General features: G+C 34.9%; 18 protein-coding genes and 1 pseudogene. 14 read left to right on the top strand and 5 right to left on the bottom strand.

All coding sequences use genetic code 11. From position 1 onward, the window contains the following. The first annotated feature begins 42 nt into the window (after positions 1-42). Positions 43-1248 carry a TolB family protein gene (locus tag NCCP28_RS00175; protein WP_375709353.1) on the top strand — a complete coding sequence of 402 codons (1206 nt, stop codon included), beginning with the start codon at positions 43-45 and terminating at the stop codon, positions 1246-1248. A 251-nt stretch (positions 1249-1499) separates the two neighbouring features. Here the strand turns inward: NCCP28_RS00175 and NCCP28_RS00170 are convergent, their stop codons facing one another. Continuing rightward, the gene (locus NCCP28_RS00170; protein ID WP_248559408.1) at positions 1500-2012 is read right to left on the bottom strand and encodes a CBO0543 family protein; all 513 of its coding nucleotides are present in this window, start codon (positions 2010-2012) and stop codon (positions 1500-1502) included. Positions 2013-2124: 112 nt separating this feature from the next. On the opposite strand from NCCP28_RS00170, the gene NCCP28_RS00165 reads away from it, so the two are divergent. The 3 genes from NCCP28_RS00165 to NCCP28_RS00155 all read left to right on the top strand — a co-directional run bounded on the left by NCCP28_RS00165 (position 2125) and on the right by NCCP28_RS00155 (position 3531). Beyond that, the gene (locus tag NCCP28_RS00165; RefSeq protein ID WP_248559407.1) at positions 2125-2316 is read left to right on the top strand and encodes a hypothetical protein; all 192 of its coding nucleotides are present in this window, start codon (positions 2125-2127) and stop codon (positions 2314-2316) included. Further along, positions 2309-2545 (top strand): hypothetical protein, encoded by a 237-nt coding sequence (locus NCCP28_RS00160; protein WP_248559406.1) that lies wholly within the window; start codon positions 2309-2311, stop codon positions 2543-2545. The genes NCCP28_RS00165 and NCCP28_RS00160 overlap by 8 nt, the downstream gene beginning before the upstream one ends. Positions 2546-2892: 347 nt before the next feature. Next, the gene (locus NCCP28_RS00155) at positions 2893-3531 is read left to right on the top strand and encodes a pyridoxamine 5'-phosphate oxidase family protein (protein ID WP_282579511.1); all 639 of its coding nucleotides are present in this window, start codon (positions 2893-2895) and stop codon (positions 3529-3531) included. An 87-nt stretch (positions 3532-3618) separates the two neighbouring features. On the opposite strand, the gene NCCP28_RS00150 is transcribed toward NCCP28_RS00155, so the two are convergent. Then, positions 3619-3861 carry a DUF2164 domain-containing protein gene (locus NCCP28_RS00150; protein WP_248559405.1) on the bottom strand — a complete coding sequence of 81 codons (243 nt, stop codon included), beginning with the start codon at positions 3859-3861 and terminating at the stop codon, positions 3619-3621. Positions 3862-4144: 283 nt separating this feature from the next. Between NCCP28_RS00150 and NCCP28_RS00145 the strand changes: the two genes are divergently transcribed. Then, the gene (locus tag NCCP28_RS00145; protein ID WP_248559404.1) at positions 4145-4909 is read left to right on the top strand and encodes a hypothetical protein; all 765 of its coding nucleotides are present in this window, start codon (positions 4145-4147) and stop codon (positions 4907-4909) included. A gap of 34 nt (positions 4910-4943) precedes the next feature. After that, complete coding sequence (locus NCCP28_RS00140) at positions 4944-5177, top strand: hypothetical protein (protein WP_248559403.1); 234 nt, start codon at positions 4944-4946, stop codon at positions 5175-5177. Between the two features lie 39 nt (positions 5178-5216). On the opposite strand, the gene NCCP28_RS00135 is transcribed toward NCCP28_RS00140, so the two are convergent. Then, complete coding sequence (locus NCCP28_RS00135) at positions 5217-5552, bottom strand: L,D-transpeptidase (protein WP_248559402.1); 336 nt, start codon at positions 5550-5552, stop codon at positions 5217-5219. 299 nt (positions 5553-5851) lie between these two features. On the opposite strand from NCCP28_RS00135, the gene NCCP28_RS00130 reads away from it, so the two are divergent. Further along, entirely contained in the window at positions 5852-6397 is a 546-nt protein-coding gene (locus NCCP28_RS00130) for a histidine phosphatase family protein (protein ID WP_248559401.1), read from the top strand. A gap of 199 nt (positions 6398-6596) precedes the next feature. Here NCCP28_RS00130 and NCCP28_RS00125 read toward each other — a convergent pair whose 3' ends face one another. Next, the gene (locus NCCP28_RS00125) at positions 6597-7646 is read right to left on the bottom strand and encodes an NAD(P)/FAD-dependent oxidoreductase (RefSeq protein WP_248559400.1); all 1050 of its coding nucleotides are present in this window, start codon (positions 7644-7646) and stop codon (positions 6597-6599) included. 236 nt (positions 7647-7882) lie between these two features. Between NCCP28_RS00125 and NCCP28_RS00120 the strand changes: the two are divergent. Both NCCP28_RS00120 and NCCP28_RS00115 read left to right on the top strand, forming a co-directional pair. After that, a pseudogene (locus NCCP28_RS00120) lies at positions 7883-8125 on the top strand (iron chelate uptake ABC transporter family permease subunit); the annotation flags it as partial. 39 nt (positions 8126-8164) lie between these two features. Further along, positions 8165-9052 carry an ABC transporter substrate-binding protein gene (locus NCCP28_RS00115; RefSeq protein ID WP_248559399.1) on the top strand — a complete coding sequence of 296 codons (888 nt, stop codon included), beginning with the start codon at positions 8165-8167 and terminating at the stop codon, positions 9050-9052. Positions 9053-9360: 308 nt separating this feature from the next. On the opposite strand, the gene NCCP28_RS00110 is transcribed toward NCCP28_RS00115, so the two are convergent. Beyond that, entirely contained in the window at positions 9361-9564 is a 204-nt protein-coding gene (locus NCCP28_RS00110; protein WP_248559398.1) for a hypothetical protein, read from the bottom strand. Positions 9565-10214: 650 nt separating this feature from the next. Here NCCP28_RS00110 and NCCP28_RS00105 point away from each other — a divergent pair. From NCCP28_RS00105 to NCCP28_RS00085, 5 genes are all read left to right on the top strand, one after another. Then, complete coding sequence (locus NCCP28_RS00105) at positions 10215-11117, top strand: helix-turn-helix domain-containing protein (protein WP_248559397.1); 903 nt, start codon at positions 10215-10217, stop codon at positions 11115-11117. A 419-nt stretch (positions 11118-11536) separates the two neighbouring features. Further along, entirely contained in the window at positions 11537-12478 is a 942-nt protein-coding gene (locus tag NCCP28_RS00100; protein ID WP_248559396.1) for a sugar phosphate isomerase/epimerase family protein, read from the top strand. A 157-nt stretch (positions 12479-12635) separates the two neighbouring features. Then, the gene (locus tag NCCP28_RS00095) at positions 12636-13814 is read left to right on the top strand and encodes a Gfo/Idh/MocA family protein (protein ID WP_248560246.1); all 1179 of its coding nucleotides are present in this window, start codon (positions 12636-12638) and stop codon (positions 13812-13814) included. A 156-nt stretch (positions 13815-13970) separates the two neighbouring features. After that, positions 13971-15392, top strand: a complete 1422-nt coding sequence (locus NCCP28_RS00090; protein WP_248559395.1) for a sugar porter family MFS transporter — start codon at positions 13971-13973, stop codon at positions 15390-15392. Between the two features lie 236 nt (positions 15393-15628). Beyond that, positions 15629-15793 carry a lipid II flippase family protein gene (locus tag NCCP28_RS00085; protein ID WP_248559394.1) on the top strand — a complete coding sequence of 55 codons (165 nt, stop codon included), beginning with the start codon at positions 15629-15631 and terminating at the stop codon, positions 15791-15793. Positions 15794-16180 lie beyond the last annotated feature (387 nt).

Here is a 16180-nt window from a genome sequence, read left to right as displayed (position 1 = left end):
TTCTATTCTGCTCAGGGCATTCTATCAGAAGGAGGAATGGATATGAAATTAATTAAGAGGATGGCTGTTTTTATAATTAGTTTTTTGCTGTATATGCCCAGTGTTTCAGCAGAAACTCCTTTAAAAGCTGCATTTATTAGGGATCATAAATTATGGATAAAAGAGGGGAGAATCGAGCATCAAATTACAAAAAATCAATACGTATATGATCCAAAATGGTCCTATGATGGCCGTTTTCTAGCCTATTTAAAAGGAGCTGAAAGTGGAGAAAAAATGTTTTTATATGTATATGACACAAAGCAGAAAAAAACGTATCAGCCATATGAAGGGATGGAAGTTTTTCAGTTTCAATGGTCCCCGATAGCTAATCAGATTGCTTATACTACGTGGGGCGGGTTAGATGTAACGAAAACGGAAAATGGCGTTCCAAAAGGATTTGAGAATGTGGCATTAGGTGTTAGCGATTTTGTATGGTATCCAAATGGAAAAGAATTTATTGTATCGTCTCAAGCACAATTGCTGCCAACAGGTTGGGGACCTGTTAAGCTTTTTCGTGTTCCAGCAAATGCAAATCTTGATAGCAGCAAAATAAAACCTTTTTATACGATTCAAACAGATGAAAAAGATTTATTTGCAATTGATGCAACTATTTTTAAATGGAGCAAAGACGATAAATGGATCAGTTTTTTAGCCATACCAACAGCTTCTTTATCTAATGACAGCAATACATTATGTGTGTTATCAAAAGAAGGGACAAACTTTCAAGCAATTGGGAAAATGCTGATTAACAAGGACTGGATAAAATGGTCTCCATATGAAAATAAATTAGCTTATATATCTGGTGAAGGAAGGTTTTTAGTACAGGATAAAAAAATAAAGGTTGCCGATATTCCTAGTGTCAGCCAACAAAAAGAATACACACCAAAAGGTTATGTAGATTTAGATTTGGAATGGTTGTCAAAAGAGGCAGTTATTGTAGCCCGTGCAAAAGAAAATAAAAAATGGCAGGAGGGACCAGTGCCAATGATGTATTCTAAATTATATGTTATTAATCTTAAAACCGCACAGCAAAAGCAGGTTGCTTTCCCACCTAAAAAAGAAGCAGATACAAGTCCAAAAGTTATAGGATCTTTTATCATATGGATGAGAGAAGGACGTGAAAAATCGGCCATGATAAAAGAGGGGCTTAATGGAAAGGAACAGGTTTGGATTAAAAGAGTGGATGAAATACCGGTAATTTCCCCATAAGAAAAAAGCGTCGGCAATCCAAGCTGTCGACAAACGTTTTCGATCAGCTTGAATATTGGAAAATGGATTCTGTCTACTCTCTGAAGTGCTGGCAATCTGTCAGCACTTTTTTTGCTTTCTTTATTAAATAGCCAAATTATTTTCTTTTTCTGATATAAAGATAACAAGCCATGCCAATATAGATGGAAAATAATAGTAGGAAGAAAATGGGTGTAGATAATTGCTCTGTTTCCACATTTATCACCATTAAATCATTTTAATTCTGAAAGAGTAGGGTGGAACAAAAATAACAGGATAATAATTATAGGTGCTGAAGCCAATAAGGCAAAAAGGGGGCGTTTATAATGTATCCTTACAAAAGTAAAAAGAATGATATTAAAAATAATGGACCATAGAATATTCCACCCATTTTCATATAGAAAAAGCCCCTTTTTATAAAAAAGCCATTCAATGCTAGTAAAATAAGCAACCCAAATAGCTACATAGGCCAATTGTTTTTTTCCTATTGGATAGTATCTCAAATAAATCATAATTACAGTAGGAACGATTATAAATGTAAATGTAAGATCTATAAGAGTATGGTTTAGCCAATAAATCGTTACTGCATGATATTTCCATAAAGTATGCTGGTAAAAAATAAAATTATATAGCAAATTACTAATGATAAAATATTGAATAGTCGAATAATAATTTTTCCAATTCTTCCAATCAATAAAATAAATAGCAAATAAGATGTAGACGACTACAACTAATAGCAAATACATGCAAACAACCTCTCATATTTCATAGTTATCATTATATCCGGATAATTATTGTTTAAACGTTTAGCAGTTGAAGCTTGCATGTAAGCTATTTTTATAGAAAGGATTATTGTACATGCTTGGTGAACTTTATAGAAGAACTAAAAAAGAAGAGGAGCAATCAATGAGAAAAGCCGCTGAACTAAAAACTGTATTGGAAATGAATAGATTGTGCGCACAATTAGGTTATGCGGTAACAAACGAACAAATGAAGTCACGACTAGAAAAACTTATAAATGCATTGAATCCATGCTATTTATGTGTATAGATTAGTAGGTGGAGACATTTGCGGCTGGATACATATATTTGGAAAGAATTTGCTAGGATTGGAATATGAAGAAATTGGCGGTAGATGGAAATTACAGAAAACAGGGAATCAGTTTAAATTAATGAGAAAATGCGAGGAATGGGCAAAGCAGAAGGGATACAAGAAATTCGGCTTCGATTTAGCGGCCATCGCAAAGGGGCGCATGCATTCTACAAAAGTATTGCTATGAAAATATTAATTATCAGCAAGTTTTCCACCGCGAGTGGCAATAGGTATTTAGTATAGACTCCCTATGTTCAAACAGCAAAAATAGCATCAGTTAAACAGAGTAGCTGTTATAAGGTGCTTACATAATATAGGAGATATCAACAAGATACACTTTCAAGCTGCATTTTTTATCTTTTCCCGACAGAAAACTCCCACCTCGGGGCTAGCCTGCTAAATAACGAAAGGATGCTTCGATGTTCATAGGAATCTCCCGCTTCAAACAGAACGCAAGGTCGTTAAGCGGTGAGTAGTTCAAAAGAAACTTGTTCTATCGTAAAAAATATATTCCATTTTAAGGAGTGTTGACTTGTGCAAATAAGCGCTTCAGTTGAAAACTTGATTACAACAGAAGAAGAATTAAGAGAAATGCTTGGTTATCCAAGTGAATTAGTGCAAAATAAGGTGGTTTCTATTATTGATGAGCATTGTGCCAATTTTATCGACAAATCTCCTTTTGTAGTGATATCTACTGCAGATGAAAACGGATTTTGCGATGTTTCTCCAAGAGGAGATAAGCCAGGGTTTGTTTATATTATCAATGAAAAGCAGTTGGTTATTCCAGAAAGGCCTGGCAATAAACGAATGGATTCCCTGCGAAATATTCTTGCAAATGGAAGAGCCGGTTTGCTTTTTTTCATTCCTGGGCTGAAGGAAACATTGCGGGTGAATGGGAAAGCAATGTTGACTAAAGATAAAAAACTCCTGGAGAAAATGGCGGTGAAAGGAAAAAATCCTTTAATCGGAATAGTGGTTGAAGTGGAGGAATGTTTTATTCACTGTGCAAAAGCGATGATTCGGTCTGGGTTGTGGAATATGGATACATGGGCAGATAAAAATGATTTGCCGAATGCTGCAAAAATATTATTGGCACATGCAAACCTTCCGAATGCCACAGTGGAAACAATCGATAAGGCGCTTGAGGAAAGCTATACGAAAAGGCTTTATTGATATTTTATTTTGGAAAAAGATAACCAAAATATGCTGCTCAGAGCTTAGGGCCCTGAGCATGTTTTGGTTATCCATTATTTTATAGATTTATTTTATTGGTTTTTCCAATGTCAGCACTTCATCTTCCAGAACAGAAAATTGATCTTCGATGATTTGTTTTGCATCTAGTATGCCAGCATTATAAAAATGAGGAGCAAGTGATTCTTTGACAAAATCGAGCACTCTTTCGGCGGCAAATTCTGATATTTCTTCTTCACGTTCTTGGGTAAAAAAAGTTTGAATATTAGAGATCATTAATTGCTGCTGCTCTTTTGTTAATTTGTAAAACAAAAAAAACACTCCTTCTTCTATTAGAATACTTGCTATTATACAAGTGAAGAAAGGAAAAGAGTAGCCTATACTTCCAAGAAAAAATATGTACAAAGGAAATAAATAAGGTACCTAACAAAAAAGAACATATACGAAAAGAAAAGGGGGATGTCTCCAAAAAGCTTTTCAAAAGAGATTAGCATGTGTAATTTTAAAGCAGGAATTTTTGAATGTAATAAGAAATAATCCCCACAAAATTAATTAATGGTAAAATTATCAAAAAGAACAATTAATGGAGGAGAAGATGCAAGCAGAGTTACAGGATATCATCCCCAGAAAAATAACAGCGACATTTATTTCTGCTTTTTTTCCGGCGTCCGTTTTTACCTTTTGGTATATTTATTCAGATATAGAAGCTTCTTATAACCAAGGAAATGATTTTATTGGCTGGTTTTTTATTTATTTTATGTATGCTTTTGTTATTATTTTTTTATATGGAAACTTCGTATCAATTGCAGCAGAGTTTTTGCAAAGAAAATATTTTCCGACACAAGATTGGCTGTATGTGATTATTGTGTCTTCTTTGGGAGCATTCTTTGGCATACTTACTATAAATATTTTTGCAGCTGCAACAGGATTTCTGGCTGCATTGGTGTATGCTGTATTGGATAAGATGCTGTTTAAAGATGTTTTTCCCTTTAATATGGGCTGGTTTTTTCTTATGCCAATTGTTGTGGTAGGACTAATCTGGGGTTGTTTGCAAATAGCCTCTCCACAAATGCCGGCTTTTACAGAAGCAGATGCAGTTGATTTTTTGATGGAGGGGGCAGGAACTGACATAAGTTATTTTCCAAAAGAAATTGGCAAATGGGAGGGAGCTGTTAATGGTTATCAGGTAACAAGGGAAACAAAAGCGAAAAAAATAAAAAAGGATATTTACTTAGTAATCTTTATAGAAAAATGGAAAAAGGAAAATGAAAAGGGGCAATACATCATTTCGAATAAAGTGGACCGGAATAGTGTTTTTGAAATCCATCATCAGGGTGATTATCCTCCTTATTATAAATAATAATAAAGGCAGAAAGTGTGAGGGGAAAGAAAGCATGAAGTTATATAAAAAGCCGTTAAAAGCCTTTTTGACCAATGATTTACATGCGTTTGAAAGTGCAGAAAATGATAAGCATTTAATTTATCATTTTAAAAAAGGCTATGTAACAGTTTTAGGAGAATTTGATGGAGAGACATATGAAGGAGGAACAGCCTGCATTATTTTTAATGGAAATGATGTAATAGCGGTCGCAAAAGGCCTGCTTCGATTTATGGATTCAGGGAAATAGACAGAAGATGTTTTATAGTTTCTAACAGCAACAGTCAGATTATTTATGGATAAATACATTTGTGCCAACTCCAACATAAGAAGATAAATCCAATACATCATGATTTTGCATCCTAATGCAGCCTTTTGAAACATTTTTGCCGATAGAAGAGGGATTGTTGGTGCCATGAATGCCATAATGGGGTTTGGAAAGCCCCATCCATAAAACACCAAATGGCCCTCCAGGATTATTTTGTTTATTAATGATTTTATAGTTGCCTCCAGGGGTAGGTGTCAACATTTTTCCAACGGCAATGGGATATGTTTTTAACAATTTGCTTGCGTCATAAAGCTTTAACTTATGCTGTGAGACAGAAACATCAATCCATTTAGCCATTATATCCACTCCGTTTTTAAAAAGCATATGAAATAACCTGGATATTTATTACATTGGATATAATATATGGAATATTTGCAAAAACTTCTTTATTTAATTTTATTACATAGTAAAACCTGCAGATATTTATCTATTTTATTCATGTTTATGAGTTTTTTGTACATTTGTCTCATACAAAACAATTGATGTTGTTTGTATCTTCATTTTAAAATGATAACAAGTGAGGGGCTATATAGTTCCTATTTATTCTTTTACAGAAAATAAGACGAAAAGGCGGTTAAAAGGGAGAGGGATTAAGGATGAAAAAAACTATTTATCTCATTCGGCATTGCCAAGCAAATGGACAGGAAAGTGATGCAGCCTTAACCGAATTAGGGTGGGAACAGGCAAATAAATTAGCAGACTGTCTTGCAGATGTTCCAGTTGATCGCATTATTTCCAGCCCCTTTTTGCGTGCTGTTCAATCGCTGACACCTTATGCAGAAAATAATGATAGAATCATACAAATGGATAATAGGCTTTCGGAGCGAATCCTTAGTTCTGTTTCCTATGCTGATTGGATGGAAAAATTAGAAGCGACATTTTTGGATATGGATCTGAAATTTATCGGCGGCGAATCGAGCAGAGAAGCAATGAATCGCATTGCAGAGGTTATAGAGGAAGTGCAAAAAAGCGAGGACAGTAATGTAATTATGGTGACACATGGCAATATCATGAGCCTATTATTAAACTATTATGATAAAAATTTCGGCTTTAAAGAATGGGAAAACTTAAAAAATCCTGATATATTTCTTCTGGAAGTTGCAAAGAGCGGATGCCATATCAAACGCTTTTTAAATAAATAATCGCGTTTGTTTTAGGCAAAAAACATCAATTAAAAAATAAAAAAGCAGTCAAAGGCTGCTTTTTTTTGTTTCTGTTTCAGATCTAGTATTGTATTTAGCGCAAAATCAATCCAACTTGCTAAAAAAGGTCTCTTAAATAGTATTTATTCAGATGAATTCCTGCAAAATAGCTTAACCTTTTAGAAAAATGCAGGCACTTTTAATTCATCATTTGTTTTAAAATTTCTTTATTGCGCCCTTTAAAGAGGTCATTGTGGGAAGAAACCATGCCGAACTTATTCGAATCTGGCTGTATGTATTGTTTGGCTGCATTGACAGCATTTGCTGCATCTTGAAAAGCTCCTGCAATTAAGTGCAGCTTGCCATCATGATGGAGGATGTCTCCGGCAGCATATAGTCCTGGTATCGAAGATTCGCTAGTAGATGTTCCCGCAATATAATAGTTATTGGCAATATCAATATTTAATTCACTGTTTTGCAGCAAGGCTTTTTCTCGTTCATAGCCATGATTAATAATAATTTCATCAATAGCAAGTTCTGCTTGTTCTCCTGTTTCGTGATTAGTCAATTCTACATATTCAATGACCTCATGATTGCTTTTGGCAATGAGTTTTGTGATGGAAGTGGTAAAAAAGCATTCGACTGAACTATCCATCAATTGAGTGACTTGTGCTTCATGACCAGCAAGCGCTTCTTTGCGATAAGTTAAATACACTTTTTTTGCAATTGGCTCTAATTCATTTGCCCAATCAATGGCTGTATTGCCCCCGCCTGAAATAATAACGGTTTTATCTTTAAAGCGTTTTAAAGATTTGACTGTATAATTAAGATTGGATACTTCAAATCGTTCTGCTCCTTCAATTTCAAGCTTCTGAGGATTTAAAATGCCGCCGCCAACAGCAACAATAACTGTTTTGGAAAAGTGTTTATAACCAGAAGATGCATGAAGTATAAAAATGCCTTCTTCTGTTTGTGTAATTTTTTCAATTTTTTCATTTAATACAACTTCTGGATCAAAGGTTAAACCTTGTTCTACAAGCTGCTTAATTAATTGTTCCCCGGGAATAGGAGTAATCCCGCCAACATCCCAAATCATTTTCTCTGGATATACATGAATTTTCCCGCCTAAATGTGGCTGGAATTCGATTAGTTTTGTTTTCATTTCTCTTAGTCCGCTATAAAATGCCGAATAAAGCCCTGCTGGCCCTCCGCCAATAATGGTTACGTCAAATAACTCTTTCTGTTTCAATCCCATTCCTCCTCAAAATAAATAACATTGATTATCATTCTCATTAAGGAATAATATACATTGTTTTAGGGAATTGCACAATAGTAAAAACAGATAATTTTGGCAATACAGAAAAAAACTTTACTGGCTGCTTTATCACGCATTAGCGGGCTTTTGGCCCCCACCTCAGGGATTATAAGAGAAAACGAGAAATCTAGGTAGAGAGAAACTTGCCCGTAAAAGCCTGATTGGTTCAACTAACAATCAGTGGGGGAATAGGATTTATTGGACTAATAGGACCACATTTGGCACGGCGTCTAATTGGTGCGGACCATGTTTTTCTTTTGTCAGCAGCAGCATTTGCTGGAGCCTTTTTATTAATTCTTGCAGATACGATCGGAAGGTCCATTTTGCAGCCAGCAGAAATACCTGCAGGAATTATTGTCGCTATTATGGGTGCTCCCTACTTTTTATACTTATTGGCAAAAACAGATAAATAAGAGACTAAAAATATGATAACAATAAGGGGATCTTTTAACATGAAATTTAATAGAATAACAATGTTTTATTTTACATTTATCATGATGGTGATATTAAGTGCATGCAAAACTGATAATGCATCAACCTCTGGTAAAGAAAGCAAGGAAGAGTCAGCAAAAACGCGCATTTATAAAAGCGACAAAGGAGATATTGAACTTCCGGCAAATCCAATCAGAGTGGTTGTTGCAGATCAAGATTATGTTGGTGAAGTACCGGCGTTAGGTATCACACCGGTTGGCGCTTCAGATTGGATATTCGAAACACCTTATTATAAAGACCAATTAAAAGGAGTAGAGTCAGTTGGGGATAAAACCTCCATCTCTATCGGAAAAGTTGCAGGCTTAAAACCAGATGTCATCTTAACCTATAATGAAGAATATTATGAACAGCTGTCTAAAGTTGCTCCAACTGTGCTGCTTCCATTCGGCAAATACAATTATCGAGAAAGATTGACGAAAATTGGCGAAATTCTAAATAAAAAAGAGGAAGCAAAAAAGGCGCTGGCAGCATTTGATGAGAAAATTAAAACGAAAAAAAATGAGCTGTTCCAAAAAATTGATAAAAATGAAAAAGCGGCTTTAGTAGAGCTTTCTGATAAGCAAGTTTATTTATTTGGGAAAAATTATGGTCGCGGCGGCGAAATTATTTATAATGAATTTGGATTGCATGCACCTGCAAAAGTAGAAGAAGCTGCCTTTAAAACAGGCTGGGCTGAAATTTCATTAGAAACATTGCCAGAATACCTTGGAGAAGCAGATTATATCTTTTTAGGTGTTCGCGGCGCTAGTGTGGGTGCAAATAATGATGAAGCAAGAAAAAAGGAAATTATGTCATTGAAAGTATGGAAATATCTTCCTGCAGTAAAAGCTGGTAATGTATATATATGATGTGCAAACAATCTATTTTCAGGATATTATGGCATTAGACAATCAAATTGATTTTGTCTCAGAAAGTTTAACAGCAAACAGCAAGTAAATAATAAATCTACTAAATGATAATAGCAGCGAAGCTTCCCTAAAAGGGGAAATCCATTAAAATTCAAAAGCAATAATGTTGATATATCAGCATGATTGAATATAAAAAGAGGCATTCAATAGTTGGGAAATTTGGACTTATTGGAGAGTCCTCTTTTTTACCATGTACAAAGCAATAGTCCATTCTTTTACATATACTGCATTGCCAGTAATCTCTATCGCTAAATTATCTGTTTTTTAGTAATCTGAACCAATACTTGTTCATCTTTATCCATTTCTTGGCTTTGTTTGATTCTCAACTTTGAATATTTTCCAAAAGCATTGTTGATATATGTTGCATAATAGGCCCCCATTACACCAGATGCAATTCTAGTTGGATTTTCTATTGTTTTAGAATAAGGAAAGGAAAAGCGGCGAGCATGCATGTCATTCTCTTTGTATTTAGCACGAATAAAGAAAAAATCTGAACTAAAATGGATTGATAAAGAAGTATACAGCAGGCAAAACCCGTTTAATAAGTAAATGATATTGATATATTAATAGTTGATAGAATAAAATAGGTGCAAAGAAAAATATGATTTTTTCTGCACCTAAAGGAAAAAAGTTTTCTCTGTTCAGTTGAATGTTTATTTATCATGATGATTAACAAGATCTATCTAAAGATGTTGTTTGTTCTTTTGCAATTTCTTTGGATTCTTTATGAAATTTTGAAAATAAAAAGGTTAAGTATAAATTTATTTCAAAATGATCTTCTTTTATAAAACAAATCAATGGATTTTTGTTCATCTGCTTCATCGCCTTTCTTCTTAATTTAAACTTTACGTTGTATTTACATTTTATTGTAAAAGAATAAACTCTCAAAGTAAACGGTTACATTTCGGGATGTTTCGACGCAATCTCTTTATTAAGGAGAAATATCCCTATTTTTAGAGAAAAAATTAACTGCATTTGGTCATGCTTTGAGGGCTCAATTATCATTGAATAAAGAGTTTTTCTATTTAAAGCAGAAAATTGTTTTCTAGACAAATTTCACTGATTCTATTATATTTTTATTGTTAATAAAGGGGGTGGGAATTTGTTTAATAAATTTATAGCTGGAAAAATCGCTTTAAATGAATATGTGCATCGCATTGAAAATAATGGTGCCGCTTTTTATGTGAATTATTGGGGAGCTATTCTTAAACATTACAACACTCTTTCGCATAAACATTCTTTTTTTGAAATCTGTTATGTACTGGAAGGGGATGGAATATATGTAGAAGGAGATTGTGCTTATCCAATACAAAAGAATACAATGTTTTTATCAAGACCAGATATAACCCATCAAATTCAAAGTGAAAAAGGACTTGTCCTCTTATATGTCGGATTTGACTTAATAGAGTCAGATTCTAGTGAAGAGTGGATTCATAAAATGAAAGAGGTGGCGAAATGTTCTGAATTTATTATTGATAAGCATAAAGAGGAAGCAATTCCAATGATTTGGAAATCCCTGCTGCTGCAAGCTGCAAAAGCAGAGCATATATTTTTTAAGGGGATTCTCGACAATCTTGCCAGTTCGCTTATTTTTTCAATAATAGAAGCATTTATTCCGAAAACAGAGTATCAGAATGACAAGTCTATACATAAAAAATCATCTATAATTTTGAATCAAGCAAAATTATTTATCAAAGATAATCTTGCCACTTCTTTAAAACTTACAGAAACAGCAGGACATTTGCATATATCAAGTCGGCATTTATCGAGACTATTTACGTCAGAATTAGGAATCAGCTATACAGAATATGTGCAGAATGAAAGAATTCAACAGGCTGCCATACTGCTTAAAACAACGGATTTATTGATAAAAGATATTGCGGAAGAAACTGGTTTTTCCAATATTCATTACTTTACCCGTGTTTTTCATTCTGTCATGAATTGCTCTCCAGGACGTTTCCGTACACTTTACACAAAATTGAAAACGATTACTTATAAAGATTAGTGATTTTCCTCTGCTTACTGTTTAGCAGAGGATTTTTTTATCCGGCATTAACCAAGCATTAAAACCCTCATTGATTGAAGTTTCACTTGATGAAAAAAGAAATAATGGGTAGAAAATGTCCTTAAAAGACAAGAATTGGTCTTCCATATACAAAGACGATTAAGTTTTGTAACTTTATAATATGAATATAAGTTAATCACTTGCTTATATTTTAAAACGCTTACAAATAATATGTTACTCAAAAATTAAGATTTATTAGTTAACAAAGGATGAAATTGTGAATAACTTTTTGTTAAGTAGTTTTATTTCTTTATAGTGGGAAACAAAGGTGCTAAGCACTTGTTTGGAATTTTTTGTCCTGTAATTATAAGTCTTAAGAAATCATTTTTACATCAATATTTTAGGAGGATTAAAAAAACATGAAATTATCTTATGTAACAGATAGTTTAGGACACTTGCCATTTGAAGAAATGCTGGATGTTATTTCAGAATTGGGGATTGATACGATTGAAATGACCACTGGAGGATGGTCGCCAGCCCCTCACTTAAGAATTGATGAACTTTTAGAAAGCGCTGACAGAAGAAGTGAGTTTCTGCATCAGCTGGAGAAGCGCAATATTAAATTATGTGCATTAAATTGTTCTGGAAATCCATTGGATCCAGGAAGTCTTGGAGAGGAACATCGGAAAATAACAGATAAAACATTTGAATTGGCAAATTTATTAGGAGTAAAAAAAGTTATTATGATGAGTGGATTGCCTGCAGGAAGCCCTGAAGATAAAACTCCGAACTGGATTACTTATACAGTGAGTTGGCCCCCTGTACTAAAAGATATTTTAGACTATCAATGGAATGAAGTAGCGATTCCCTATTGGAAACAATTAGTGGAAAAAGCAAAAAATTGCGGGGTTGAAAAAATTGCCCTTGAAAATTTCAGTTCTCAATTAGTCTATAATCCTGAAACATTATTTAAATTGCGAAATGCAGTTGGGCCTATCGTTGGCTTAAATCTTGATCCAAGCCATTTGATCTGGATGGGAGCAGATCCAATTCTTGCAGCGAGAGAGCTGGGGAAGGCAATCCACCATGTTCATGGCAAAGATGTTCGCTTAGAGAGGCATTTATCGGGCATAAATGGAGTGCTGGAAACAAAAGAAGTGACGGATGTTGCAAATAGAGCTTGGAACTATGTTGCAGTAGGCTGTGGACAAGATCTGCAGTGGTGGAAAGAATTTTTCTCGGTCGTAAAAATGATGGGATATGATGAGGAAGTTTCTCTTGAAATGGAAGATCTTACAATGTCTGTTGAGGCAGGAGTTAAAACATCCATAGATGCTTTAAGACAAACACTTAGCTATTAATATAGTCAATAAATCTAATCTTAAGCTAGTGGTTGTGCTTGGATTAAGAAGGAACATTCAAATTTAAAAATAAAAGCGCTTACGAATTAATGGGATCAATATTATTGTTTTAATAAAGGAAAATATTTTTATATTTCTAATTGTGCGGGAGGAATCAATCATGTTAAATGGAGAGAAAAAAATTGCAAGACCACTTCGCTGGGCAATGGTAGGGGGAGGAAGACTTGGTCAAGTCGGCTATAAACATCGCACTGGGGCTTTAAGAGATAATACAGCCTTCCAGCTAGTTGCAGGAGCCTTTGATATCGATCCAGAAAGGGGAAGAGATTTTGGAGTGAATATAGGTGTCAATGAGAACCGTTGCTATGATGACTATAAAACAATGTTTAAAGAAGAAGCAGCACGGGAGGATGGCATTGAAGTTGTTTCGATTGCGACGCCGAATGGCACTCACTATGACATCTGCAAAGCAGCATTAGAAGCAGGATTGCATGTTATTTGTGAAAAACCTTTATTTTTTACAACAGATGAAGTAAAAGAAATCAAAGCGCTTGCCGAAGAAAAAGGGAAAATCGTCGGCGTTACATATGGCTTTTCTGGCAACCAAATGCTTCTGCAAATGCGCGCGATGATTGAACAAGGCAAAATTGGTGATATTCGTGTCGTAGATTTGCAGTATACGCATGGTTTTAACGCACTAGAAGAAGAAAAACCTAGTGATGCACAAAAATGGCGGGTGGATCCTAAGATAGCCGGTCCAAGTTTTGTATTGGGAGATTTGTCGACACATACCTATTATATGTCTCAATTGATTATGCCAAATATGAAAATTAAAGAATTATTATGCGACCGTCAAAGCTTCATAAAAAACAGAGCTCCTTTAGAAGATAATGCACATGTTCTTATGCATTATGAAAACGGTGCAGTTGGCACCATGTGGACATCTTCCATTAATGCTGGCTGTATGGATGGGCATCGTATCCGGATAGTCGGCTCAAAAGCCAGCTTAGAATGGTGGGATTCTAAACCAGGGGAGTTAACATATGAAGTGCAAGGCGAGCCAATTCAGACATTAATTCGTGCGATGCCGTATTTAGATGAGAGCTGCAATGCCGATGAACGGCTGGGTGCGCTCCATGTAGAAGGTTTGTCTGATTCTTGGGCCAATATTTATTTGAAATTTGCTGTTGCCATTGATGCGAAAAACCGCGGCGATGAGGAAACATTAAAAAATCTTGTCTATCCTGATATTGATGCAGGACTTGAAGGAGTTCGCTGGATTGAAAACTGTGTACGCTCTGCAGAAAATGGAGCAGTTTGGGTGAATTTCGAATAAATAGTACTTTTGAATAACGACAGAATGCGGTTCAGCAATTACTTGAATGATTATCATCCGATAAGAGCAGGAGCCGTATTCTTTATTTATAAAGAAGCAGGATGGTTATGCAAAGTGGGGATAAAAAAATAGGGCTTAAAATGGGGGAATATTTTTATGAATGAACAGAAGAATCAAAAGTCGTTTTTATTGATGATTATTTTAGTTTCTACCTTTGGAGGGCTTCTGTTTGGTTATGACACAGGTGTTATCAATGGTGCACTTCCATATATGTCAGAACCAGATCAATTAAATCTTAATGCCTTTACACAAGGTCTAGTTGCAAGTTCCCTGCTTTTTGGAGCGGCACTTGGAGCGCTGTTTGGCGGCAGGCTATCAGATCAAATTGGCCGCCGTAAAAATATTCTTAATCTTGCTGTAGTATTTTTTATTGCAGCGCTTGGCTGTACGTTTGCTCCAAATATGACGATTATGGTTATCTTTCGTTTTCTTTTAGGTCTTGCTGTAGGCGGAGCTTCTGTTACTGTGCCAACTTTTTTGGCAGAAATGTCTCCAGTGGAAAGACGGGGCCGTATCGTTACACAAAACGAATTAATGATTGTAACAGGTCAATTATTAGCTTTTCTATTTAATGCTATTATCGGCAATATGATGACAGACAGTTCTCATGTGTGGCGATATATGCTAGTTATTGCAGCACTTCCAGCAATATTCCTGTTCTTTGGAATGCTCAAAGTGCCTGAAAGCCCGCGTTTTCTAGTCGCAAAAGGGAAAAAAGCAGAGGCATTGGCAGTTTTAGAAAAAATTAGAGATAAAAAACAAGCGGCAAAAGAGCTGAAGGAAATTGAAGAGGCAATTGAAAAAGAGTCTTCAATTAGAAAAGCAACATTTAAAGATTTATCCGTGCCATGGGTTCGCCGCATATTGTTTATCGGAATTGGAATTGCTGTTGTCCAGCAAATTACAGGCATCAACTCCATCATGTATTATGGGACAGAAATATTAAAAGACGCTGGTTTTGAAACAGAGGTTGCTTTAATCGGCAATATTGCTAATGGGGCCATTTCTGTTATAGCGGTTATTTTTGGGATCTGGCTTCTTGGCAAAGTTGGACGCCGTCCGATGCTGTTAACAGGATTAACAGGAACGACTACATCTCTTTTGCTTATTGCAATTTTTTCCTTTACGCTTGATGGAACGAAAGCGCTGCCGTTTGTGGTTCTAGGATTGACGGTTATCTTTTTAGCGTTTATGCAGTCTTGTATTGGTACTGTGACATGGCTGGTGCTTGCTGAAATTTTCCCATCTAAATTAAGAGGACTAGGAATGGGGTTAAGTGTATTTTTTCTATGGATGACCAACTCGATTATTGGATTGACATTCCCATCCCTGTTAAGTGCAATTGGTCTATCCGCTACATTTTTTATCTTTGTTGCTCTAGGCATTTGGGGAATTTTCTTTATCTACAAATACATGCCGGAAACAAAAGGGCGTTCATTAGAAGAACTAGAGCATTATTTCCGCAATTATAAAGAAGCCAAGAAACAAGAAGACATTCCAGCTGAGATTTTTAAATAATTATGTAAGCGTATACTTTGTTTTTATCGAATTGGAGTAATAGCTAATAAGACGACTCTGTTTCTATTAAATAGAAACAGGGATTTTTTATAGGTCATACTAATAAAACTTCTAAAATATTCCTAGCTGTTTTTTTATTTTTCTTTTCTAATATCAATAGAAAAATTTATTGAGGCATATTACATGAAATTGATGACTAAAATCATTATTATCTCTTTTTTTCTATAATTATAACCATGATTGAAACACTTGCTTATTTTGCTAGAATTTCCAGAACAAGAGTGAAGCTGATTGCAACAGCACTATTCTTATTTAGCACATTGATTATAGTTTCGCGAAATGCCTATAAGGTAAATGGCAAAAAAAGCTTTCCTGCACTTTCTGATTCTAAAAAAATTTGAGGTTTATATTAATAAAAAACTTACATGCATTTAGCTGAGTTTGAGGCGAATGCATGTAAGTTTTTTATTTAATAGTAAATAATAAGTCTAGCTTGTAAAAATATTATTATTATTAAGCTCTAACTGTGTTTTTGTTATATTAAAGTTTAATGTTGATTTTGAGCTATTTTATTCATTGAGGTGGAATGCTCGGGAAGAATCGATTCAAAGAGAGACCCCGCAGGAGAGAAGGCTTACAGACTGCTCTTTGGAAGTGAACGACTTTCGATGCAATCAACAGGAAAGTCTAACAGAGACCTTTTATTAAAAGGTGATGAATTTCTGCTAATCCTTTAGCATTCTCAACTGTACAATTAGTTTATTTCATAGTATTATGTAAATTAGTGT

Origin of the sequence: Niallia sp. NCCP-28 (assembly GCF_023168165.1) — a bacterium.
In the GTDB taxonomy this organism is placed as follows: Bacteria; Bacillota; Bacilli; order Bacillales; family Cytobacillaceae; genus Niallia.
The sequence above is the reverse complement of the archived record's forward strand: the minus strand, read 5'-3'. Positions and strand labels throughout refer to the sequence as shown.